This is a genomic window from Ralstonia mannitolilytica (assembly GCF_905397375.1).
In the GTDB taxonomy this organism is placed as follows: Bacteria; Pseudomonadota; Gammaproteobacteria; order Burkholderiales; family Burkholderiaceae; genus Ralstonia; species Ralstonia mannitolilytica.
Genome location: NZ_CAJPVG010000002.1, coordinates 233807 through 255720, shown reverse-complemented (window position 1 = coordinate 255720; position 21914 = coordinate 233807). Strand labels below are relative to the sequence as shown.

General features: G+C 63.5%; 18 protein-coding genes and 1 other RNA gene. 5 read left to right on the top strand and 14 right to left on the bottom strand.

What is annotated here, in order from left to right; genetic code table 11:
- Positions 1 to 47: 47 nt before the first annotated feature.
- From lapB to gyrA, 11 genes are all read right to left on the bottom strand, one after another.
- The gene (gene lapB / locus KHN96_RS06850; RefSeq protein WP_062739391.1) at positions 48 to 1322 is read right to left on the bottom strand and encodes a lipopolysaccharide assembly protein LapB; all 1275 of its coding nucleotides are present in this window, start codon (positions 1320 to 1322) and stop codon (positions 48 to 50) included.
- Positions 1323 to 1325: 3 nt separating this feature from the next.
- Complete coding sequence (locus KHN96_RS06845) at positions 1326 to 1652, bottom strand: LapA family protein (protein WP_045786339.1); 327 nt, start codon at positions 1650 to 1652, stop codon at positions 1326 to 1328.
- A 182-nt stretch (positions 1653 to 1834) separates the two neighbouring features.
- The gene (locus tag KHN96_RS06840; RefSeq protein ID WP_045786338.1) at positions 1835 to 2263 is read right to left on the bottom strand and encodes an integration host factor subunit beta; all 429 of its coding nucleotides are present in this window, start codon (positions 2261 to 2263) and stop codon (positions 1835 to 1837) included.
- Between the two features lie 36 nt (positions 2264 to 2299).
- Positions 2300 to 3988, bottom strand: coding sequence for a 30S ribosomal protein S1 (rpsA, locus tag KHN96_RS06835; protein ID WP_045786337.1), 1689 nt, complete (start codon positions 3986 to 3988; stop codon positions 2300 to 2302).
- Positions 3989 to 4121: 133 nt separating this feature from the next.
- Positions 4122 to 4814, bottom strand: coding sequence for a (d)CMP kinase (cmk, locus tag KHN96_RS06830; protein WP_045786336.1), 693 nt, complete (start codon positions 4812 to 4814; stop codon positions 4122 to 4124).
- A gap of 27 nt (positions 4815 to 4841) precedes the next feature.
- Positions 4842 to 6146 carry a 3-phosphoshikimate 1-carboxyvinyltransferase gene (aroA, locus tag KHN96_RS06825; protein WP_062739392.1) on the bottom strand — a complete coding sequence of 435 codons (1305 nt, stop codon included), beginning with the start codon at positions 6144 to 6146 and terminating at the stop codon, positions 4842 to 4844.
- 27 nt (positions 6147 to 6173) lie between these two features.
- The gene (locus KHN96_RS06820; protein WP_045786334.1) at positions 6174 to 7070 is read right to left on the bottom strand and encodes a prephenate dehydrogenase; all 897 of its coding nucleotides are present in this window, start codon (positions 7068 to 7070) and stop codon (positions 6174 to 6176) included.
- A gap of 108 nt (positions 7071 to 7178) precedes the next feature.
- Positions 7179 to 8294 (bottom strand): prephenate dehydratase, encoded by a 1116-nt coding sequence (pheA, locus tag KHN96_RS06815; protein ID WP_045786333.1) that lies wholly within the window; start codon positions 8292 to 8294, stop codon positions 7179 to 7181.
- An 89-nt stretch (positions 8295 to 8383) separates the two neighbouring features.
- Positions 8384 to 9520, bottom strand: coding sequence for a 3-phosphoserine/phosphohydroxythreonine transaminase (gene serC / locus KHN96_RS06810; protein ID WP_062739393.1), 1137 nt, complete (start codon positions 9518 to 9520; stop codon positions 8384 to 8386).
- Between the two features lie 114 nt (positions 9521 to 9634).
- Positions 9635 to 10195, bottom strand: coding sequence for a DUF2059 domain-containing protein (locus KHN96_RS06805; protein ID WP_045786331.1), 561 nt, complete (start codon positions 10193 to 10195; stop codon positions 9635 to 9637).
- 127 nt (positions 10196 to 10322) lie between these two features.
- The gene (gene gyrA / locus KHN96_RS06800; RefSeq protein WP_045786330.1) at positions 10323 to 12983 is read right to left on the bottom strand and encodes a DNA gyrase subunit A; all 2661 of its coding nucleotides are present in this window, start codon (positions 12981 to 12983) and stop codon (positions 10323 to 10325) included.
- Positions 12984 to 13404: 421 nt separating this feature from the next.
- Between gyrA and ompA the strand changes: the two genes are divergently transcribed.
- Positions 13405 to 14061: an outer membrane protein OmpA gene (gene ompA / locus KHN96_RS06795; protein ID WP_045786329.1), complete on the top strand. Its 657-nt coding sequence runs from the start codon at positions 13405 to 13407 to the stop codon at positions 14059 to 14061.
- 176 nt (positions 14062 to 14237) lie between these two features.
- On the opposite strand, the gene KHN96_RS06790 is transcribed toward ompA, so the two are convergent.
- Positions 14238 to 14723 carry an outer membrane lipoprotein gene (locus KHN96_RS06790; protein WP_062739394.1) on the bottom strand — a complete coding sequence of 162 codons (486 nt, stop codon included), beginning with the start codon at positions 14721 to 14723 and terminating at the stop codon, positions 14238 to 14240.
- Between the two features lie 159 nt (positions 14724 to 14882).
- Here KHN96_RS06790 and ubiG point away from each other — a divergent pair, with 159 nt between their 5' ends.
- From ubiG to ssrA, 4 genes are all read left to right on the top strand, one after another.
- Positions 14883 to 15599 carry a bifunctional 2-polyprenyl-6-hydroxyphenol methylase/3-demethylubiquinol 3-O-methyltransferase UbiG gene (gene ubiG, locus KHN96_RS06785; protein WP_062739436.1) on the top strand — a complete coding sequence of 239 codons (717 nt, stop codon included), beginning with the start codon at positions 14883 to 14885 and terminating at the stop codon, positions 15597 to 15599.
- Positions 15596 to 16285, top strand: coding sequence for an HAD family hydrolase (locus KHN96_RS06780; protein ID WP_045786327.1), 690 nt, complete (start codon positions 15596 to 15598; stop codon positions 16283 to 16285). Before ubiG ends, KHN96_RS06780 begins: the two co-directional genes overlap by 4 nt.
- Positions 16286 to 16403: 118 nt before the next feature.
- Positions 16404 to 20162: a DUF748 domain-containing protein gene (locus KHN96_RS06775; RefSeq protein WP_115044406.1), complete on the top strand. Its 3759-nt coding sequence runs from the start codon at positions 16404 to 16406 to the stop codon at positions 20160 to 20162.
- A 31-nt stretch (positions 20163 to 20193) separates the two neighbouring features.
- Positions 20194 to 20551, top strand: a transfer-messenger RNA (tmRNA) gene (gene ssrA, locus KHN96_RS06770).
- Between the two features lie 257 nt (positions 20552 to 20808).
- Here the strand turns inward: ssrA and KHN96_RS06765 are convergent.
- Together KHN96_RS06765 and KHN96_RS06760 are read right to left on the bottom strand one after the other, a co-directional pair.
- Positions 20809 to 21309 (bottom strand): hypothetical protein, encoded by a 501-nt coding sequence (locus tag KHN96_RS06765; protein WP_181817642.1) that lies wholly within the window; start codon positions 21307 to 21309, stop codon positions 20809 to 20811.
- On the bottom strand, positions 21296 to 21910 hold the full coding sequence (locus KHN96_RS06760; protein WP_181817643.1) for a hypothetical protein: 615 nt from the start codon (positions 21908 to 21910) through the stop codon (positions 21296 to 21298). Before KHN96_RS06760 ends, KHN96_RS06765 begins: the two co-directional genes overlap by 14 nt.
- Between the last annotated feature and the right edge of the window lie 4 nt (positions 21911 to 21914).

Genomic DNA, 21914 nt, shown 5'->3' with positions numbered 1-21914 from the left:
ATTGAAAACACGCCGGCGCGGCCTGACACAGGCCACGCCAGACTGAATTACATGCTCGCCCCGCCACTGCCGCCCAACGTTTCCGTGCGGCGCGGGGCATATGTTTCCCAGCGGTTGCAGCCGGGACACTGCCAATAGAACAGACGGGCGCGGAAGCCGCATTCCTGGCAGGTGTAGCGTGCCAGGTTGCGCGTCCGGCTTTGCAGCAGGTCGCGGATGGCACCAAGATCCTGCGCGCGCTGGATATCAGCGTTGACGCCCGACTCGACCGGATCTGCCAGCGCGCTCTCGGCCACCTCGGCCGTCGCCACGGGCTCGTGGCTCACCGCCTCCGACGCACGCGTCGCCTCGGCCTCCACCAGGCGCGTCAACGCCATCAACGAAGGCTGGCGGCGAATCTGGTCGCGCATCAACGCCACGGCGTCGTCGATACCGTGCACGTCGAGCTCATACTTGTAGACCGTGTCCAGCAATTCGGGGCCCAGACGCGCGTCCATCTTGGAGCGCAGCCACGCCAAGCCCTCGGCGGCACGGCCGAGCTGGGTATACGCCTTCATCAGACGCTCGGACACCAGCGGCAGGAACGCCACATTCTGCTGCTCGATGCTGCGCCAGCGCTTGATCGCGCCTTCAATATCGCCCTGCCCCTGCGCCACGTCGCCCAACTGGATGGTCGCGCGTACATTCTTCGGGTTTTCGGCGAGGGCCTGCTCGAGCCATTCGACAGCGGTCGGGACTTCCTTGCGCTGCAGGGCTTCCTGCGCCAACTCGCAGCAGAACTGCGCGATCTGCACGGAATAGTCCTTGCCCTGCAGCTTCTGCAGTTCGCGCGCCGCGTCGATGGCCTTGCGCCACTCCTTCTCGACTTCGTACAACTCCAGCAGCACGCGCTTGGCCGGCTCGGCAAACGCGCCTTCCATCAACATGCGCAGGGATTCTTCGGCACGATCCAGCAGGCCGGCGCGCAAGAAGTCCTGGCCCAGCTCGTACAGCGCATGATCGCGTTCGTTGGCCGGCAGATCCGGACGATTAACGAGATTCTGGTGCACACGGATCGCGCGTTCGGTCTCGCCGCGCCGGCGAAACAGGCTGCCCAATGCGAAGTGAAGCTCGGTCGTTTCCGGGTCCAGACGCGCAACTTCGATGAAGGCGTCGATGGCCTTGTCGGGTTGTTCGTTCAGGAGGAAATTCAGGCCCTTGAAGTACGAGCGCGGCAGCGATGACTGCTCGGTGCGCAACTGGCGCGCGTCGAGCCGAGCAGCCGCCCAACCCAGGCCGAACACCAGCGGGATGGCGAGCAGCCACCAGAGATCGAAATCCATGCGTCAGACCTTGGGGCCGGGAACGTGATAGGGAGAGTCGGCAACCACGGGCGCATTCGGCCCAGCCGCCGCGCCCTCTTCGGATTTCATGCGGCCGATCTGCCGACGCAGCCGGCTTGCAGCAAAACGATGTCGCATCACACGCGGCGCCATCGCGAGCATGGCCAGCAGGATACCGGCCACGAAAAACGCCAGCACAATCAGAATCAGCGGCGCATGCCACACCACGCCAAACGGCAGCAGCAGCGAGACTTCCGCCGTGTTGTGCAGTGCCAGCACGAAGAGCAGCACAAACAACAGGATGCGGATGACCCAGACAAGAAATTTCATGCGGATTCGAAAAACGGACGGCGTGTGGCGGCCAATAGGGCGCGACTGACGGGTTGTGCCGCATTGTAGCGGATTCACATAGCGGCCAGCCACGCGGGTGCGCCGCCGCAATGACATCGCAAAACAAAAACGCCCCGGCAAAGCGGGGCGTCTCTGAAACTGCCAACAATTCCAACCAAGACTCAACGCGACATAGCCAGCGGCACCGCCACATCGGCCGAAAAACCGGCCGTCTGGCGATTGCTGTCAGCCTGTCGGGCGGCCTTGACAGCCGTGAGCGACAGAGCTGGCTCGCCCTCCGAGGAGGATTCGCCTTGTCGCTCCAGGCTGCGGTCGACCCGCTCGCGCAACTCCTTGCCCGCCTTGAAGTGAGGCACCCGCTTTTCGGGCACCAGGACCTTCTCGCCGGACTTGGGGTTGCGGCCTACACGCGGCGGACGACGGTTCAGACCAAAACTGCCAAACCCGCGGATCTCGATGCGGTGGCCGTCTGCAAGCGCATCCGACATCGCATCCAGGATCGTCTTGACCGCGATGTCCGCATCCCGCAGCAGGAGCTGCGGAAAACGGGCGGCCAGCTTTTCCACGAGTTCAGACTTGGTCATGGGCATCTTGCGCGCGTCCTTGTAGGTCGACCCGGTGGATGCTTACTGGTTGGTTTCGTTCAGCTTGGCCTTCAGCAGCGCGCCGAGGTTCGTGGTGCCAGCGGTGCTGGTGTCAGCCGCGAACTTCTGCATGGCTTCTTGCTGGTCAGCGCTGTCCTTGGCCTTGATCGACAGGTTGATGTTGCGCGACTTGCGATCGATGTTGACGATCATTGCCGTCACCGACTCGCCTTCCTTCAGCACGTTGCGGGCGTCTTCCACGCGGTCGCTCGAGATTTCCGAGGCACGCAGGTAGCCTTCTACGTCGTCAGCCAGCTGCACCACGGCGCCCTTCGGATCCACAGCCTTGATCGTACCGGTCACCACGGCGCCCTTGTCGTTGGCCGAGATGAAGTTGTTGAACGGGTCACCCGACAGTTGCTTGATACCCAGCGAGATGCGTTCCTTGTCGACGTCGATGGCCAGCACCACGGCTTCCACTTCGTCGCCCTTCTTGTACTTGCGAACGGCTTCTTCGCCCGATTCCTGCCACGACAGGTCCGACAGGTGCACCAGGCCGTCGATGCCGCCCGGCAGGCCGATGAACACGCCGAAGTCGGTGATCGACTTGATCTGGCCGGCCAGCTTGTCGCCCTTCTTGTGGTTGCGAGCGAAATCGTCCCACGGGTTGGCCTTGCACTGCTTCATGCCCAGGCTGATACGACGCTTGTCTTCGTCGATGTCCAGGACCATGACTTCCACTTCGTCGCCCAGCTGGACAACCTTGGACGGAGCAACATTCTTGTTGGTCCAGTCCATTTCCGACACGTGGACCAGGCCTTCGATGCCGGCTTCGATCTCGACGAACGCGCCGTAGTCGGTCAGGTTGGTCACCTTGCCGAACAGGCGGGTGCCTTGCGGGTAGCGGCGCGAGATGCCGACCCACGGATCTTCGCCAAGTTGCTTGACGCCCAGCGAGACGCGGTTCTTCTCTTGGTCGAACTTGAGGATCTTGGCGGTGATTTCCTGGCCAACCGACAGCACTTCGCTCGGGTGACGCACACGACGCCATGCCAGGTCGGTGATGTGCAGCAGACCGTCGATGCCACCCAGATCCACGAACGCGCCGTAGTCGGTGATGTTCTTGACGATACCGTTGACGATGGCGCCTTCCTTGAGCGTTTCCATCAGCTTCTGGCGCTCTTCGCCCAGCGTGGCTTCCACCACGGCGCGGCGCGACAGCACAACGTTGTTGCGCTTGCGGTCCAGCTTGATGACCTTGAATTCGAGGGTCTTGCCTTCGTACGGCGTGGTGTCCTTGATCGGACGCACGTCGACGAGCGAACCCGGCAGGAATGCACGAATACCGTTGACCATGACGGTCAAGCCGCCCTTCACCTTGCCGGTCACGGTACCGGAGATGATTTCGCCGGATTCCAGTGCCTTCTCAAGGTTCAGCCACGAAGCCAGGCGCTTGGCCTTGTCGCGCGACAGGATCGTGTCGCCGTAGCCGTTTTCCAGTGCATCGATCGCGACCGAAACGTAGTCGCCGACTTGCACTTCCAGCTCGCCCTGATCGTTCAGGAATTCCTCGACCGGGACAAAGGCTTCGGACTTCAGGCCCGCGTTCACAACGACGAAGTTGTGGTCGATACGCACAACTTCCGCAGAGATCACCTCACCCGCCTTCATATTGGAACGGGCGATCGACTCTTCGAACAGGGCGGCAAAAGATTCGTTAGTTTGGGACATAAAAATGGGCATCCGCAAAACATGCCTCGCATTGCTTTCGCGTCGGTGGCGAAGACACGCATGCGGGGTTACGAGTTGAACAACGCCGGCAATGGCAACACCATCACCGGCACCGATCGGACCAAACCGCAGGTCATTGCGCCTTGGCGCCCTGCACCTGCCGGTACCAGTCCAGTACCTGCGCGACCACCTCATCGATCGTCATGTCGGACGAATCAAGCAGCCGTGCATCCTGCGCCGGACGCAGCGGCGCGACACTGCGGGTACGATCCCGCAAATCGCGCGCCTCCAAGTCCTGCGAAAGACTTTCCACTGTAGCAGAAAATCCCTTTGCAATCAATTGTTTATAGCGCCTCTCGGCGCGCGCCTGGACGCTTGCCGTGAGGAACACCTTGAGCACCGCTTCGGGAAAAACCACGGTGCCCATGTCGCGCCCGTCCGCCACCAGGCCAGGCGCTTCCAGAAAGGCGCGCTGGCGAGCATGGAGGGCATTCCGCACCGCTCCGTGCACGGCAATGGCCGAGGCCTGGTTGCCGACCGACTCGTGGCGCAGCGCCTGGCTCACATCTTCGCCCTTAAGCCAGATGTGGTCTGCCTTGAAGCGCACATCCAGCGTGCTGGCGATGCGAACGAGGTTTTCGACGTCGTGCTCGTCGACGTTCTCGCGCATGCTGCACAGCGCTACCAGGCGGTACAACGAGCCGCTGTCGAGCAGGTGAAAGCCAAGCAGGTCCGCTACTTGGTGCGCGACAGTGCCCTTGCCGGACGCAGTCGGGCCGTCGATGGTAATGACAGGGTACGGCGTGGAAGCAGTGGCGTCGGACATGATCGAGCGAAGGCAGTTAATTGCGTTTCAGGCGGTAATGCCGCCGAACGCGGTGAAATATTCAGGGAACGTCTTGGCCACGCAACGGGGGTCGTTGATGCGCACGGGCACCGGGCCGAACGCCGCCAGGGAGAAGGCCATCGCCATACGATGGTCTTCGTAGGTGTCGATCCCGTCGGCGGGTTCGGTCCATTGCGACGGCGGCGTCACACGGATGTAGTCTGCGCCCTCTTCGACCGTGGCGCCGAGCTTGCGCAGTTCGGTGGCCATGGCGCTCAGACGGTCGGTTTCCTTCACGCGCCAGCTCGCGATATTGCTCAGCGTCGTCGTGCCGTCGGCAAAGAGCGCCGCCACAGCCAGCGTCATGGCCGCGTCGGGGATGTGGTTGCAGTCCAGCTCCACTGCGTGGAGCTTGCCATCGTCGCGCTCGACGCCGCGCACCTCGATCCAGTTGTCGCCGGCCATGACGTTGGCGCCCATGCGGTTGAGCGCGTCGGCAAAGCGGACATCGCCCTGGATGCTCGACAGCCCGACACCCTCTACGCGCACCGGCCCCCCACCCAGCGCGCCGGCGGCCAGGAAATACGACGCCGACGAGGCATCGCCCTCCACGAAGATCTCGCCCGGCGCCTGGTAGGCCACGCCCGTGGGCACGGTGAACGACGCCCAGCCTTCGCGCGCCACCTGCACACCAAAGCGCGCCATGAGGTTCAGCGTGATCTCGATGTAGGGCTTGGAGATCAGCTCGCCGACGACTTCGATGGTCACGGTGCCGCTGGACTGAACCAACGGCAGCGCCATCAGCAGCGCGGTGAGGAACTGGCTCGACACATCGCCGCGCACGCGGATCGGCGCATCGATCCTGACCGGCGCGGCATGAATGGCCAGCGGCGGATAACCCTCGTTGCCGGTGTAGTCGATGCGCGCGCCCACTTGGCGCAGGCCATCGACGAGATCGCCGATCGGCCGCTCGTGCATGCGTGGCACGCCATGCAGGGTGTACTCGCCGCCCTGCAAGGCAAGCGCAGCGGTCAGCGGCCGGATCGCCGTGCCGGCGTTGCCCATGAACAGGTCCGCAGCCTTGCTCGGGAAGCGCCCTCCCGTGCCGCTCACCCGATAGGCGTTGTTGCCGAGCGCACCTACCGAGACGCCCAGTTTGCCCAGCGCGTCCAGCATGACCCGCGTGTCATCGGAGTCGAGCAGCTCGCGCACGGTGGTCTCCCCCTGCGCAAGCGCGGCCAGCAGCAGCACCCGGTTGGAGATGCTCTTCGAACCCGGCAACTTGATGGTGCCGCGCGCCCTCTTCAGCGGGCCGACGTCGAGATGTTCCATGAATCCAGTCAGTTCAAAACAAGAACGTTATTCGGGTTGGTTGATCGCTGTCGTGCGTTGCGGCCATGCGAGACGCGCTTGGCTTGCGCGGCGGAACACGCGCTCGAGCGCATCGCCATCGCGTTCGGCAATCATGGCCTTCAGGCGGCCGATCAGGGCTTCGTAGGTCGTCAGTTCGCGCAACAACGCTTCGCGGTTCGATAGGCAGATGTCGCGCCACATCTCGGGCGACGATGCCGCAATGCGCGTGAAGTCGCGGAAGCCGCCGCCGGCAAAGTCGAGCTTGAGCTCGGCGTCCTCCGCATTGATGATCTGGGCGACCAGCGCGTACGCGAGGACGTGCGGCAAATGGCTGACCGACGCGAACACCGCGTCATGCTGCACGGCCGACATGATGTGGCAATGGGCGCCCGCGGCTTCCCACATGCCCTGCACGCGCGCCACATCGGCGCGGCGATTTTCCTGCAGCGGACAGATCACGGTCTTCTTGCCGACATAGAGATCGGCCAGCGCTGCTTCCACACCGTTCAACTCGCGGCCGGCGATGGGATGCGCGGGCACGAACTGGCTCACCTGATCGCCGAGCGCCGTCTTGGCCGCCATGATGACGTCGGACTTGGTGCTGCCGGCGTCTGTCACGATGGTCTCCGGCCCCAGGTGCGGCTGCATGGCGAGCAGCAGCGGCAGCGTCTGCGCCACGGGTGCACAGAGCACGACCATGTCGGCTTCGCGCACCGCCTCCTCCATCGGCAAAGCCTCGTCGATCACGCCGAGCCGGACCGCCGTTTCCAGCGACGCGGCCGAGCGGCCCACACCGACGACATGTCCAACGACACCCGCGCGGCGCAACGCGAGCGCCAGCGAACCACCGATCAGGCCAACGCCGGCAATCACCAAACGGGAACTGGAAAAAGAAGAGGCCACAACACCGCCCTGCCGGAAAAAAGCAAAGCGGCATTGTAGCCCGATGTGCCCGGCGCCCGATGCCGACTCAGGGGGGCCCAGCGCTTCGACCGAGGTGAGCCGAAGATTTCAGTGCGCCGACGGGTAGGACCCCAGCACCTTGAAATAGGCCGCATCGTGTCGCAGCTTCTCGAGCGCACGCGCGACTTGCGGATCACGCTGATGGCCTTCCACGTCGACGTAGAAGTAGTACTCCCATGCGCCGCTGCGCGCCGGGCGCGATTCAAAGCGGCACATCGACACGCCGTTCTCGGCCAACGGAGCGAGCAGCCGGTACACGGCGCCGGCCTCGTTCGGCACTGACAGGATCAGCGACGTCTGGTCGCGCCCACTCGGTTCCGTCTCGTAATTGCCGATGACGACAAAGCGCGTGCGGTTGTGGGGATCGTCCTCCACGTTCGCACGCACCACGTGAAGCCCATAGCGGTTGGCGGCCTGCACGCTCGCCAGCGCGGCCACCGAATCGTCCTCGCCCGCCATGCGTGCCGCTTCGGCATTGCTCGACACCGCCTCGCGCGGCAGATTCGGGTAATTCGTATTCAGCCAGCGCTGGCACTGCGCCAGTGCCTGGGCGTGTGCCCGCACGACCTTCACCTGCGACATGTCGCCGGTCTTGTGCAGCAGGTTGTGATGCACCCGCAGCGCAATCTCGCCGCTGATCTTCAACGACGTCTGCAGGAACAGATCGAGCGTGCGCGACACCACGCCTTCGGTCGAATTCTCGACCGGCACCACGCCGCAATCGACGGTACCGGACTCGGCCGCGCGGAATACCTCATCGATGCTCGGACACGGCATCGGCTGGATCTCGTGGCCAAAATGCGCGATCACCGCCTGCTCCGAGAATGTGCCGGCGGGGCCGAGGTAGCCGATGCGCAGCGCCTGCTCCAGCCCGCGGCAGGCAGACATCACCTCGCGCCAGATGGCGGCGATGCTCTCATCGTGCAGCGGCCCCGGGTTGCTCGACTGCATCTTGCGGATGACCTGCAGCTCGCGGTCCGGCCGGAACGCCGGCGACGAATAGCGTTTCTTCACCTCGCCCACTTCCTGCGCCACCTTGGCGCGATCCGAGAGCAGCGTGAGCAGTTGACTGTCGATGGCGTCGATTTGCATGCGCAACGGCGCCAGTTCCGCCGCCAATGCAGCGTCCTTGTTTTGCTTCGTATCGTCTGACTGACTGGTCATTGTCGGAATCGGGTTCGGCAACGGAGGTCGCCAATGGTGCACAAGGTGAGCGCTTGCGCGATGTTCTGTCCTGGCTTCGGCGCCTCTCGTCAGGCCGATGCGCGCTCGAAGTCGCGCATGAACTCGACCAGTGCCTCCACCCCTTCCAGCGGCATCGCGTTGTAGATGCTCGCCCGCATGCCGCCGACGGACTTGTGGCCCTTGAGCTGCACCAGCCCCCGTTCGCGCGCCTGCGCGAGGAAGGCGTCGTTGCGCGATTCGTCGTTGAGGAAAAACGGCACGTTCATGCGCGAGCGGCACGACGGATGGATCTCGTTGCGATAGAAGCTGCTGGCGTCGATGAAGTCGTACAGCATCTTGGACTTGACGATGTTGCGCGTCTCGAGCGCTTCCACGCCGCCCTGGCGCTTGATCCACTGGAACACCAGTCCGGCGATATAAATCGCGTAGGTGGGCGGCGTGTTGTACATCGAGCCGTTCTCGGCCACCAGGCGCCAGTTGAATGCCGACGGGCACAGCGGATGGGCATGGCCCAGCAGATCCTTGCGAACGATGGCGATCGTCAGGCCCGCCGGACCAATGTTCTTCTGCGCACCGCCGTACAGCACTTGATAACCGCTCCAGTCGATGGGGCGCGACAGGATGTGGCTCGACACGTCAGCGACTACGACGCGCCCATGCGACTGCCCAATGTTCGGCGTCTCCTGGTATTCGACACCGACAATCGTCTCGTTCGTGCACAGATGCACATAGGCCGCGTCGCTCGACAACTGCCACGTCGACACATCGGGAATCTTGTGAAAGCGCTGGGCCTCGCTGGTGGCCGCGATGTTGACCGCCCCGTACTTGCGGGCCTCCTGCTGCGACTTGACCGACCACGTGCCCGTGACGACGTAGTCCGCCTTCGGTGCGTCGGCCGACAACCGGCGCATCAGGTTCAGCGGCACGATGGCGTTTTCGGCGATGGCCCCGCCCTGCAGGAACAGGATCTCGTAGTTGTCGGGCACCGCCAGCAGTTCGCGCAGGTCGCCAAATGCCTGCGCCAGGATGCTTTCGAACTCGCGGCCGCGATGGCTCATCTCCATCACGCTCATGCCGCTGCCGTGCCACGAGAGCATCTCCTCCTTCGCCTGCTCGAGTACTTCGGCAGGCAGCACCGCCGGGCCTGCGGAGAAGTTGTACACGCGTGCCTGGCTGGCTTGGAGGGCTCGATCCGCTTGGTTCATGGGGCGAAGGGGCAAAAGAAAAATGGCTGTCTGGGCGCAAACCCAAACAGCCATTATCTACCAACTGGCGGCGCCACGGGAATTGAGGCCCCGGCGCCCACCCAGCTTGATCGATTACTTCGAGGCGGCGGTCACTTCCTTGTCAGCCATGTCGCGCATCTTCTTGCCGACTTGCGGACCGTACTTCTGCATCACGGTGCCCCACACCTCCTGCATGGCCTTGCCTTGGTTGGCCATGAACTTCTGGCCGCTCGGTGTCTTCAGGAAGGCGGTCAGGTCCTTGATTTCCTGGGTGGAGTAATACTTGCCCAGCGCGTCATAGTGAGCCTGCAGGGCGTCCTTCTGGAACGCTGCCGTCTCAAAGTCCTTGCCGGCGCTGTCCGTCATGCGCTGCACGGCGCCATTCTTCTTGAGCTTTTCGACAGCGGCCTGCTTTTGCTTGTCGTTCAGGCTCTTGTTCTCGACCAGCGCCTGCTCCAGCACCAGCGGAGCTTCTTGCTTGGCGCCATTTTCGAGCGCCTCACCCTGACCCTTGATGGCCGCATCGACGTTCATGGTCGTCAGCAGTTCCTTGATGGCTGCCGTCTTGTCGGCATCGCCACCAGCGCTCTGCGCGAATGCGAACAACGGCGCAAAACCGGCTACCACGATCAGATGTTTGAGACTCTTGTGCATTGTTGCTCCCTTGAGATAAGCGTTGCGTTTAGGCCGGCCGCATCACACAGAAGTTCCGGCCTCTGCCTCGCACAGGTCCGGCATCATGACAGAACTGCGCCTGACGGCAAGCAAAAGTTGTTTCGAATTATGACTCTGCGCTGTCATCCGGCTGTGCATCGGCGCCCTGAGCGGTCTCGCCGCCGTCAGCGCCGTCGCCGTCTTCGGCATCGGATTCCACCACACGCTGCAGACCAGACAACTTGTTGCCTTCACCCACCGAGATGAGCGTCACGCCCTGCGTGGCGCGGCCCATTTCGCGGATCTCGTCCACGCGCGTACGGATCAGCACGCCGCCCGTCGTGATCAGCATGATCTCGTCTTCCGGCGCCACCAGCGCAGCGGCAACGACCTTGCCGTTACGCTCGGACGTCTGGATGGCGATCATGCCCTTCGTGCCGCGGCCGTGGCGGGTGTATTCGGAGATCGGGGTGCGCTTGCCGTAGCCGTTCTCGGTGGCTGTCAGCACGCTACCCGCGCGAGCCTGGGCACCGTCGCCTTCGGTCTCGGCCGGGGCGACCAGCATGGCGATCACCTGCTGGCCCTCTTCCAGGTTCATCCCGCGCACGCCGCGCGCCTGGCGGCCCATCGGTCGCACGTCGTTCTCGTCAAAACGCACCGCCTTGCCGGCGTCCGAGAACAGCATCACATCGTGCTTGCCGTCGGTGATATCCGCACCGATCAGGAAGTCGCCCTCGTCCAGGTCCACCGCGATGATCCCCGCCTTGCGCGGATTCGAGAACTCCGTGAGCGCCGTCTTCTTGACCGTGCCCTTGGACGTCGCCATGAAGACGAAATGCTGTTCGTCAAACTGCTTGACCGGCAGGATCACGTTGATCTTTTCGCCGGGCGAGAGCGGGAACATGTTGACGATCGGACGGCCGCGCGAGTTGCGACTGCCCTGCGGCACTTCCCACACCTTCAGCCAGTACAGGCGGCCGCGGTTCGAGAAGCACAAGATGTAGTCGTGGGTGTTGGCGACGAAGAGGGTGTCGATCCAGTCATCTTCCTTCGTTGCGGCGGCCTGCTTGCCGCGCCCGCCACGCTTCTGCGCCCTGTATTCGGAGATCGGCTGGCTCTTCATATAGCCGCTGTGGGACAGCGTCACCACGAGATCCTGCGGCGTAATGAGGTCTTCGGTGTCCAACTCGGTCGCATTGTGCTCAATCTGCGAGCGGCGCTCGTCGCCGAATTCAGCGCGGATCGCCGTGAGTTCGTCGGCGATGATGGCCGTAATGCGCTCTGGCCGCGACAGAATGTCGAGCAGGTCAGCGATCTGCGCCATCACTTCGCGGTATTCCTGGACGATCTTGTCCTGTTCGAGGCCTGTGAGGCGCTGCAGCCGCATCTGCAGGATTTCCTGCGCCTGGGTGTCAGACAGCTTGTAGAGGCCGTCCCCCTGCATGCCGAACGCCGGCAGCAAACCTTCCGGGCGATACGCGGCGCGCCCGCCTGCGGTTTCACTCTCCGCACGCGAGAGCATGTCGCGCACGAGACCGGAATCCCAGCTGCGGCTCATCAACTCGGCCTTGGCCACGGGCGGCGTGGGCGCCGCCTTGATGATCGCGATGAACTCGTCGATGTTGGCCAGCGCAACGGCCAGGCCTTCGAGGATGTGGCCACGCTCGCGCGCCTTGCGCAGGTCGAAGACCGTCCGACGCGTCACCACTTCGCGCCGGTGCAGCAGGAAGCACTCCAGCATCTGGCGCAGGTTCAGCAGGCGAGGCTGGCCATCCACCAGCGCCACCATGTTCATGCCGAACGTGTCCTGCAGCTGCGTATTCTTATAGAGGTTGTTGAGCACAACCTCGGGCACCTCGCCGCGCTTCAGTTCGATCACGACCCGCATGCCGGACTTGTCCGATTCGTCGCGGATGTCGGAGATGCCCTCGATGCGCTTTTCCGTCACCAGTTCGGCAATGCGTTCGAGCAGCGTGCGCTTGTTAACTTGATACGGCAGTTCGTCGACGATGATCGCCTGGCGCTGGCCGCGGTCGATGTCCTCGAAGTGCGTCTTGGCCCGCATCACCACGCGGCCGCGGCCGGTGCGGTAGCCCTCGCGCACGCCCGAGATGCCGTAGATGATGCCGGCGGTCGGGAAGTCCGGCGCGGGAATCAGCTCGATCAGCTCATCGACCGTGGCTTCCGGATTGCGCAGCAGATGCAGGCATCCGTCGACGACTTCATTGAGGTTGTGGGGCGGAATGTTCGTCGCCATCCCCACGGCAATGCCGGACGAGCCGTTGATCAGCAGATTCGGAATGCGCGCCGGCAGAATGGACGGCTCGGTTTCAGAGCCGTCGTAGTTCGGCTCGAAATTGACGGTTTCCTTGTCGATGTCTGCCAGCAGTTCGTGGGCGATCTTGGACAGGCGGATTTCGGTGTAACGCATCGCCGCGGCGTTGTCGCCATCGACCGAACCGAAGTTGCCCTGACCGTCGACCAGCATGTAGCGCAGCGAGAAGTCCTGCGCCATGCGCACGATAGTGTCGTACACAGCGGTGTCGCCGTGCGGATGATACTTACCGATCACATCGCCGACGATACGCGCGGATTTCTTATAGGGACGGTTCCAGTCGTTGTTGAGCTCGTGCATCGAGTACAACGCACGACGATGCACCGGCTTGAGACCATCCCGAACATCTGGAAGGGCGCGGCCCACGATCACGCTCATCGCGTAAGCGAGGTACGAGCTGCGCATTTCTTCTTCGAGCGATACCGGGAGTGTCTCTTTGGCGAATTGATCCATTGGGCGAACGATGGGAGGCCCCGTAGTGATCACTACAAGGCGCTGCGGTTGCGCGAATAACAGAACATTTTACCATGCCGCAAGCCCCCTCCTCCTTGCATCGGCGAGCGACGCATCCTCAACCCCGGGCACGTTCCCTGCGAGGGTGGGCAAAACCGGCGATCCAGTCCCCATAAGGGTTTGCGAGCTGTTTTTTGCCTTGTTGCGTACACACCACAAGGCCATGGCGCCCCGTTCGAATCGCTTATATTTGCTTTTTAGGAGTGCGTGCTTGTGGCACAATCCCCCAGCGAAGAGGCAGACATTGTTCGAAGTGGAGCCTTCACCACACCGAGAATGTTATACTCCGAAGAATGTATGACTTGTTTTCGTCCCATCTGCTCGCAGTCTTCTGCGGTGATCTCATCCTGAGAGGAGAAATATGAAAAAATTTGCCAAGCTCGCGTTCGCTGCAGCTGCGGTAGCCATGGCTGCGTCCGCCTACGCTCAGTCGGTGCCCTACGAAAAGAAGGCCGTCAACGACAACTGGGGTAACGGCACGAGCGAGTGGGTCTGGAAGAACGGCACGAACGAACTGTGCTGGCGCAATGGCTTCTGGACGCCGGCAACCGCCAACGCACAGTGCGACGGCGCTCTGGCTCCTGCTGCTGCTCCGGCTGCCGCTCCGGCCGCTCCGGCTGCCCCGGTGGTGTCGAGCGAGAAGGTCACGTTCGCTGCTGACGCCCTGTTCGACTTCGACAAGGCTGTGCTGAAGCCGGAAGGCAAGGCCAAGCTGGACGACCTGGTCTCGAAGCTGAAGGGCATCAACCTGGAAGTCGTGATCGCTGTTGGCCACACCGACTCGTTCGGTTCGGACAAGTACAACGATCGCCTGTCGGTCCGTCGTGCTGAAGCCGTGAAGGGCTACCTGGTCAGCAAGGGCATCGAAGCCAACCGCGTTTACACGGAAGGCAAGGGCAAGCGCCAGTTGAAGGTTGATCCGAAGTCGTGCAAGGGTTCGCGCAAGGCACAAATCGCCTGCCAGCAGCCGAACCGTCGTGTGGAAGTCGAAGTGGTCGGCACCCGCAGCGCACAGTAATTCGGTCAGCACCGGAAAAAAAGCCCAGCTTTCGCTGGGCTTTTTTTTTGCCCTCCATTCCGGAGGATCGCTTCCGCTTATTTCCGAATAAGCGAGGAACAAAAAAGCGATGACGCCAACGCGCCATCGCTTTCTTTTTGGCGTATCGCGGATCTTCCGACCGGCCCTCGTATTAATTAGTAGGCAGGGGTAGCCTGATCGTTGGCGACCATTGCGCGATCGCCAACACGCAGGTTGTTCGGGTTACGCTGCGTGACGGTCGCAACACGTCCGTCGTCCAGGCGTACCGTCACGCGATAAACGGTCTGGCCGCCCGCGCCGGCGCGTTGCTCCACCTGATTACCCGCGTACGCACCGAGCGCGGCGCCCCCGATCGTTGCCACCGTATTGCCCGTGCCGCCGCCCACCTGGTGGCCGAGGATCCCGCCGGCCACACCGCCGATGATCGTGCCCAGGATGCCCGAGCTATTGGCCGGCGCCTGCATTGGCTGGATCGACTCGACCCGGCCATACAGCGCGCCCGTTTGCTGCGGCTGGCCGCCGTACGCGGGGGGCGGGGCATATCCGCCGTTGTAGCCACCGCCATAACCGGGGGCGGCGCAACCGGCCAAGATCATCATGCCCGCAATACCGAGCCCTACAACAATGCGTTCGGTTTTCATTGGTCTCTCCTTGAGCGTTGGTGACAGTTGGAGAAAGCGCATGCGCATTTGTTCACCTCTGTTTCAAAGTGAAACTTTTCCGCCTTCAACGTCATTGGTCGGGGCCGTGCTTTTTGGTACATTTCTTCACCTAGCCGTTATGCCTTGGCGCAGCGCAACATGACAACCACTCACGCGAACGCCGACCCCGGCGAGCTCGACAAATTCAGTGAACTCGCCCACCGGTGGTGGGACCCGAATAGCGAATTCAAGCCCCTCCACGAAATCAACCCGCTACGCCTCGACTGGATCCAATCGATCGTTCCACTGGCGGGCAAACGCGTTCTCGATGTCGGGTGCGGCGGGGGCATTCTCTCTGAGAGCATGGCGCGTGCCGGGGCCACCGTCAAAGGCATTGACCTGTCACGCAAAGCATTGCGGGTCGCCGACCTCCATGGCCTTGAAGCCGGTGTGCCCGTGGATTACGAGGAGATCGCAGCAGAAACGCTCGCCGCGCGCGAGCCGGCCAGTTTCGACGTCGTGACTTGCATGGAGATGCTCGAACATGTGCCCGACCCCGCCTCCGTTGTGCGCGCTTGCGCGACGTTGGTCAAACCCGGAGGCCACGTGTTCTTCTCGACCATCCATCGCAATGCCAAGGCCTATCTGCTCGCGGTGATCGGCGCGGAGTACGTGCTGAACATGCTTCCGCGCGGGACACACGATTACGCGAAGTTCATTCGCCCCTCCGAGCTGGCCGCGTTCGTGCGGTCCGCGGGCCTCCAGGCCGAGGGGATGCGCGGCCTGGAATACAACCCCATCACGGGCCGCTACGCTCTCACCCGCGACACCAGCGTCAACTATCTGATGGCCACGCGCCGTCCGGCCGACGCATGACCGCCAGCCGTTTTCCCCACCCGCTGGGTGCCGTGCTGTTCGACCTTGACGGCACGCTGGCGGACACGGCGCCCGACCTCGCCGCCGCGACCAACAAGGTCCGCACCGACCGCGGCCTGGAACCGCTGGCCTACGAAGCGCTTCGGCCCGTAGCGTCGCATGGCGCGCGCGGGCTGATCGGCGTGGCCTTCGGCGTGGGGCCCGGCGATGCCGAATTTGAATCGCTGCGGCTCGCGTTCCTGGCCAATTACGAAGCGGAAATCTGCGTGCGTACGCGGCTATTCCCAGGCATGGACGACGTCCTCGCCGAGCTCGGCCGGGCAGGAATCCCATGGGGAATCGTCACCAACAAGTCGGGACGGCTGACGGTGCCGCTGGTGGCGCAGCTGCCGTTTCCCGTCGCACCAGCCTGCGTGGTCGCGGGCGATACGACGCCATACGCCAAGCCGCACCCTGCGCCACTGCTGCACGCGGCGGAGTCGATCACTGTTGAGCCGAAGCACATCGTGTACGTGGGCGACGACCTGCGCGACATCGAAGCCGGCCGCGCTGCTGGCATGACTACCATTGCCGCCAGTTACGGCTATTGTGGTAACGGGCCCTCGCCCGACGAATGGCGCGCCGACGCCTTGATCGCCAGCGCTGGCGAGCTCATTCCGCTGCTGCTCGAATCGCAACGCGCCTGAGCGCGAGGCCGGGGCCAGCGCCCCGGGCATCTTTTTGAGGACCGCCGCCTCTGGATTGGACGCGGCGGTCGATCCACTGACCACGTACGGCCACCGCCCCGGCCGGACCGATACCAGCATGAGCACTTCCCCCGACTCGCGTCCTGATCTGCAACTGAACTCCAGCGGCTGGCGCGCCCGGCTCGATCGCGTGCGGACTTCGGCGGGCTGGCAGCGTGCCGTGCGGGCGGGGCAGTCGCAGCGCACCCGGCGGATCGGGCTGGGCGTGCTGATCTTCCTCGTGGTGTTTGGGCTGGTCGGCGCCTTCGGCGGCCCCCCGCTGCTGCGCCACCTGGCACAGACGCAGTTGAGCAAGGTGCTGGACCGGCCCGTGACCGTCGGCAAGATCGGCATCAACCCGTACACGCTGCGGCTTGACGTCGACCAACTCCACGTTGCCGAGCGCGACGGCAAGACGCCATTCGTCGACATTGGCCATCTGCACGTGAATGCGGCGTGGAGCTCCCTCTTCCACCGCGCCCCCGTGATTGAAGCGCTGAGCATCGATGCGCCGCGCGTTCGCATCGTGCGTACTGCTGATCAGCGCTTCAATTTCTCCGACATCATTGACAGGCTCAATCAGCCCGAGAACCCGCCCAAGCCGAAATCCGAAGAGCCGGCGCGCTTCGTCTTCGCCAACCTGCAGATCAGCAATGGCGCAATCGACTTCGTGGATCAGCCGCTTGGGACACAGCACAAGGTAGACGCGCTGCAGATCGGCGTGCCCTTCCTGGCGAGCTTGCCGGCCGACGTGGACATCTTCGTGCAACCGCTGCTGGCGGCGCGCATCGACGGCGCACCCCTGCACTTCGCCGGCAAGACGAAGCCGTTTGCCGAATCGCTGGAATCCAACCTCAACATCAAGATCGACGGGCTCGATCTGCCGCGCTATCTCGGCTACGTGCCAGGCCCGCTGCCCGTGGCCGTGCCGCAAGGCAAGCTGACGACCGACCTGACGATCGATTTCCAGAAGCCCAAGAGCGGCGCGCCGGTACTGCGCCTGCACGGCACGGCGGGCGTCGACCACCTGGAGGTGACCGACGCGAAGAAGGCTCCCCTGCTCGCCGCTAGACAAGTGCGCGCCACGCTGACCGATGTGCGCCCGCTGGACAACGTTTTCCATCTCGATGCGCTGTCGCTCGATGGTGTGCGCGTCGATGCCGTGCGCGGCACCGATGGCGCGGTCAATTTTGCGCAGCTTGGCGGCAAGTCGGCGCCCGCCGAGGTCAAGCAGGCGCAACCCGCTCCGGCCCCGGTCGCCAAGCCCAAGCCTTTGGACGTGGCGGTCAACAAGCTGGAACTGGCGAACAGCATCGTCCACTGGCGCGACGCCACCACACAACCGGCTGCAGAGCTGACGCTGAAGGACCTCCACGGGCAAGCCGCCGTGCGCACGCTCGGCGGTCCCACCACGCTGGACGTAGGCGCCAAGCTTGCACAAGGCGGCGCGCTCAGCATCAAAGGCAACACCTCGCTCGAGAAGAACACCGGCGAACTGGAGCTGCACCTTGATGCCGTCAAGCTGGCAGGTGTCGGCCCGTATCTGCGCCAAGGGGGAGCGCCCCAATTGCAGGACGGCGCGCTGTCTGCCGAAGGCAAGATCGCGCTCGACTTCGGGACCGACAAGTTCAACGTGCGCGCAGAACCGTTGAGAGCCACCCTGGCCGATCTTTCCTTGGCACCGTCCACCGGCAAGAACACCGCACTGCGTGCGAAGCATCTGAGCGCGGATGTGAAGCGCTTCGACTTGGCCGCACGCACGCTTGCGCTGAACGAAGTGCGCGCCGACGGACTGCAGATCGACGTGCTGCGCAAGAAGGACGGCACCACCACGTTGACGTTGCTCGATGGCGCGCAAACCGCCACCAGCAAACCGGCCGCGCCGGCCAAGCTCCAGGCCAAGGCTCCGGCCGAAAAACCCTGGGCCGTGACAGTGCAGGCGCTCAAGCTGGACAACAGCGCCCTCGGCTTCGAAGACCTGTCGAATTTGCGTCCGGTGAAGGTGCGTGTCGAGCCGCTGAACGTGGTCGTGCAGAGCGCCTCCACCGACCTCGGCAAGCCCGTCAACGTGCAAATTGGAGCGGGGATGGGCGCCAAGGGCAAGCTCGACGTGCGCGGCGAAGTCGTTCCGCAACCGCTGAAAGCGGACCTGCGCGTGAACTCGCAGAACCTGTCGCTGGCGGGCTTGGATCCGTATCTCGACAAAACCCTGAACGCCGCCATCACAAGCGCGCTGCTGACGATGGACGGCCGCCTCGTGGTCAGCCAGGGCAAGGCGCTGACGGTGAGCTACCAGGGCAATGCGACGCTGGGCAACGTACGGCTGCAAGACCGCGTGAGTTCGGACGACTTCCTGCGCTGGCGTTCGCTTGCGCTCAACCGCATCCAGGCCAATTACGACGGCAACACACCACGCGTGCGTGTGGGCGCGGTGGCGCTGTCGACGTTCTATGCACGGGTCATCATTAACCCGAACGGACGCCTGAACCTGCAGGACATCCGCGTGCAGCCGAGCGAAGACCGCCGATCCCTCACGCAGAGCGAACCTGCCGCGGGCACGGCTGCCACGAGCGCGCCAGTGGCAGCCTCGGCGCCCGCTTCGCCCCCGGCGTCCGCCGTGGTTGCGTCCACCACACCCGCGCCCAAGGCGGGCGGCGCAGACTTGCGCGTCGATGCCATCACGCTGCAAGACGGCAACATCCGCTTTACCGACAACTTCGTCAAACCGAACTACACCGCCAACCTCACCGCCATCGGCGGCTCCATCGGCACCATCAGCACGGCGCCCACCCAGCCCCCTGCAGACGTGACGCTGCGCGGCAGTGTCGACGGCACCGCGCCGGTGGACATCCACGGCAAGGTCAACCCGCTCGCGCCGACGGCCTTCGTTGACCTTACCGCCAAGGCCAACGGCGTGGAGCTGACCAACCTCACGCCCTATTCCGCCAAATATGCCGGCTACCCGATCACCAAGGGCAAGCTGACGATGGACCTCCACTACCTGCTAGACCAGGGCAAGCTGACGGCGGACAACCACATCTTCATCGACCAGCTCACCTTCGGCGACCGTGTGGAGAGCAAGGACGCCACCAACCTGCCGGTGCGCCTGGCCGTGGCGCTGCTCAAGAACTCGCGCGGAGAAATCGACGTGCGCGTGCCGGTGTCGGGCTCGCTCGATGATCCGCAATTCAGCCTCGGCGGCGTCATCCTGCGCGCGTTCGTCAACCTGATCGTACGGGCTGTGACCGCGCCGTTCTCGCTGCTCGCCAGCGCATTTGGCGGCAGTGGCGGCGAAGAGCTCGGCTACATCGAGTTCGACCCCGGCACCGCCGTCATCACGCAGGCGTCGCTTGTCAAGCTAGACAAGCTCGCCACGGCGCTGAAGGACCGCCCGGCGCTCAAGGTCGACATCGTCGGCCGCGTCGACCCCGAGCTCGACCGCGACGGACTGCGCCGCGAGGCCGTGAACCGGCAGATCCGCGAACAGAAGCTCAAGGACGCGGGCGATGCCGCCGAAGCCGACGCCACCGTCTCCCCCGAAGAGCAGAACAAGTATCTTGAACGCGCGTACAAAGCCGCCAAATTCCCCAAGCCGCGCAACATGATCGGCCTGGCGAAATCCTTACCGCCCGAAGAAATGCGCAAGCTGATGGAGACCAATGTGCAGGTGACCGATGCGGACCTGCGCGAATTGGCACAGCGCCGCGCCAACGCCATTCATGTGGCCTTGGCTGAACGTGTGGATCCGGGACGTCTCTTCGTAGTAGCCCCGAAGCTCATCGCGGATGGCATCAAGGACAAAGGCAAGACGACCCGGGTTGATTTCGCACTGAAGTAGCCCATCTATGGGATAATCGATCTTCTTCTCTGGGGCCGACCTGGTTTCGACGTGGGTTGCAAAGCAGTGGAGGGCATACCGAGGACCCGTCACCTCGTTAATCAATGGGAATGCAATAACTGCTAACGACGAACGTTACGCACTGGCAGCCTAAGGGCCGCCGTCCTCGCACTGGCTCGCTGACGGGCTAGGGTCGCAAGACCAGCGAGGTCATCTACGTCAGATAAGCCTCGGGAGTGTCACGGGCCCGAGGACGAAAACCTAGTGACTCGCCGTCGTAGAGCGTGTTCGTCCGCGATGCGGCGGTTAAATCAAATGACAGAACTAAGTATGTAGAACTCTCTGTGGAGGGCTTGCGGACGCGGGTTCGATTCCCGCCGGCTCCACCACTTACCCAAAACCCAACCCTTATCGGTTGGGTTTTTTTATGCCCGGAATGCCAGTGTTGGCGCGGTTTCCGGCCTTGCTGCGACGGACGCCGCCGCCCCGGATGACCCGGTTTCGGGCGGTTTTCCGTTCTCTGTCCCCGCCCATTCTCTGTTTCTGCGAAGGAGGACTTCGCACCCACCCCAGAGCTGGCGCGGGTTTCCGGCGGCTTGTTCGTCAGGCAAACCGCCTGCACGCTGGCGACCCGACCCCGAACGGGCTACCCGTTCACGATAGGCCGGACCTCCCAGGTGATTGCCATGCCGGGCCGGTAGACCACCTCGTTGCCGTACTTGATGCTGGCCTTCAGGTGTTCTGCCAAGGGCTTGTCGTACTTTTCGATCTGCCTGATGGCGCGGTCGACGGCGTTGCGGAAGGCGTCACGGACGTTCTTGCGCTTGTCTCCGACCCTGCGCTGTCGCCCGCCGAGGCCCTTGCCGCCCTCGATGTACTTGACCAGGGCCGCCATCTCCTTCTCGATTTCCTCAATGCGGGCGTGGTCATCACGTTCACGCGCTTCTTCCATTTCCTCGAACAGTTCCCTCGCTTGCTGCTTGCACTCGTTCAGCGCACGCCTGTCCGCGACGTCTCCGGCGTCCCCCAAGGGGATACCCTGGGTCACTTGGTAGCCATCTTCAATATCCTCCGGAGCGATGCCGCTGCCGGCAGGATGTTCAATTGTGTTGACGGCATTTCCGACAGCGATCTCATAGACCGACATCTCTCGATCCGGAAACGCCAGCAGGAGGTTGATGTACTCCGCGCCCTTGTCGACGTTGAGCAGGCAGATGGTGTTGCGGCCCTGAAATCGCGTCTCCCAGACCGCACCGCGTTTGCGAAAGAAGTTCGCCGAGCTGGGTGTTGACGACCTTGCTCAGGAAATACTGGAGACCCTCGTTGGCCAGCCGAGCGAAAAAGTGCCGTGAAAACTCGCCGAACTCCCGGGGCTTGCCCAAGTCCGCCAAGGCCGCACGCATCGTGTCCGGGTCGGAAGAGAACAGCGAATGCAGCTTGGGGGCGAGCACATCGTTGACGGCACCGACGATGGCCCGGTTGGCGAGCATGCCGAGATCGGAGCGCTTGCCGTTGCCTTCTACGCGCCGATCCAGCGCCTCGGTGATTGCCGTAGTCACATCGGTGAGCGAGGGATCGGCGGGGAGATGGATGCCCGCCGCGGCGAGATGCAAGAGGATGTCGGGCTTCTTGGCGGCAATCGCCATCTGCGTCATCAGCCAGACGGCCTCGGTGTAGCCGACATCCTTCATGACGAAGGAGAAAGCCTTTTCCGCCGCCGCGATGGTGGCTTGGGCGATCTGAGACACGTTG

Bases quoted from the DNA above. Each gene is read 5' to 3' on its own strand.
- lapB (WP_062739391.1), bottom strand. From the start codon at position 1,322: ATGGATTTCGATCTCTGGTGGCTGCTCGCCATCCCGCTGGTGTTCGGC.
- KHN96_RS06845 (WP_045786339.1), bottom strand. From the start codon at position 1,652: ATGAAATTTCTTGTCTGGGTCATCCGCATCCTGTTGTTTGTGCTGCTC.
- KHN96_RS06840 (WP_045786338.1), bottom strand. From the start codon at position 2,263: ATGCCCATGACCAAGTCTGAACTCGTGGAAAAGCTGGCCGCCCGTTTT.
- rpsA (WP_045786337.1), bottom strand. From the start codon at position 3,988: ATGTCCCAAACTAACGAATCTTTTGCCGCCCTGTTCGAAGAGTCGATC.
- cmk (WP_045786336.1), bottom strand. From the start codon at position 4,814: ATGTCCGACGCCACTGCTTCCACGCCGTACCCTGTCATTACCATCGAC.
- aroA (WP_062739392.1), bottom strand. From the start codon at position 6,146: ATGGAACATCTCGACGTCGGCCCGCTGAAGAGGGCGCGCGGCACCATC.
- pheA (WP_045786333.1), bottom strand. From the start codon at position 8,294: ATGACCAGTCAGTCAGACGATACGAAGCAAAACAAGGACGCTGCATTG.
- serC (WP_062739393.1), bottom strand. From the start codon at position 9,520: ATGAACCAAGCGGATCGAGCCCTCCAAGCCAGCCAGGCACGCGTGTAC.
- KHN96_RS06805 (WP_045786331.1), bottom strand. From the start codon at position 10,195: ATGCACAAGAGTCTCAAACATCTGATCGTGGTAGCCGGTTTTGCGCCG.
- gyrA (WP_045786330.1), bottom strand. From the start codon at position 12,983: ATGGATCAATTCGCCAAAGAGACACTCCCGGTATCGCTCGAAGAAGAA.
- ompA (WP_045786329.1), top strand. From the start codon at position 13,405: ATGAAAAAATTTGCCAAGCTCGCGTTCGCTGCAGCTGCGGTAGCCATG.
- KHN96_RS06790 (WP_062739394.1), bottom strand. From the start codon at position 14,723: ATGAAAACCGAACGCATTGTTGTAGGGCTCGGTATTGCGGGCATGATG.
- ubiG (WP_062739436.1), top strand. From the start codon at position 14,883: ATGACAACCACTCACGCGAACGCCGACCCCGGCGAGCTCGACAAATTC.
- KHN96_RS06780 (WP_045786327.1), top strand. From the start codon at position 15,596: ATGACCGCCAGCCGTTTTCCCCACCCGCTGGGTGCCGTGCTGTTCGAC.
- KHN96_RS06775 (WP_115044406.1), top strand. From the start codon at position 16,404: ATGAGCACTTCCCCCGACTCGCGTCCTGATCTGCAACTGAACTCCAGC.
- KHN96_RS06765 (WP_181817642.1), bottom strand. From the start codon at position 21,309: ATGTCGGTCTATGAGATCGCTGTCGGAAATGCCGTCAACACAATTGAA.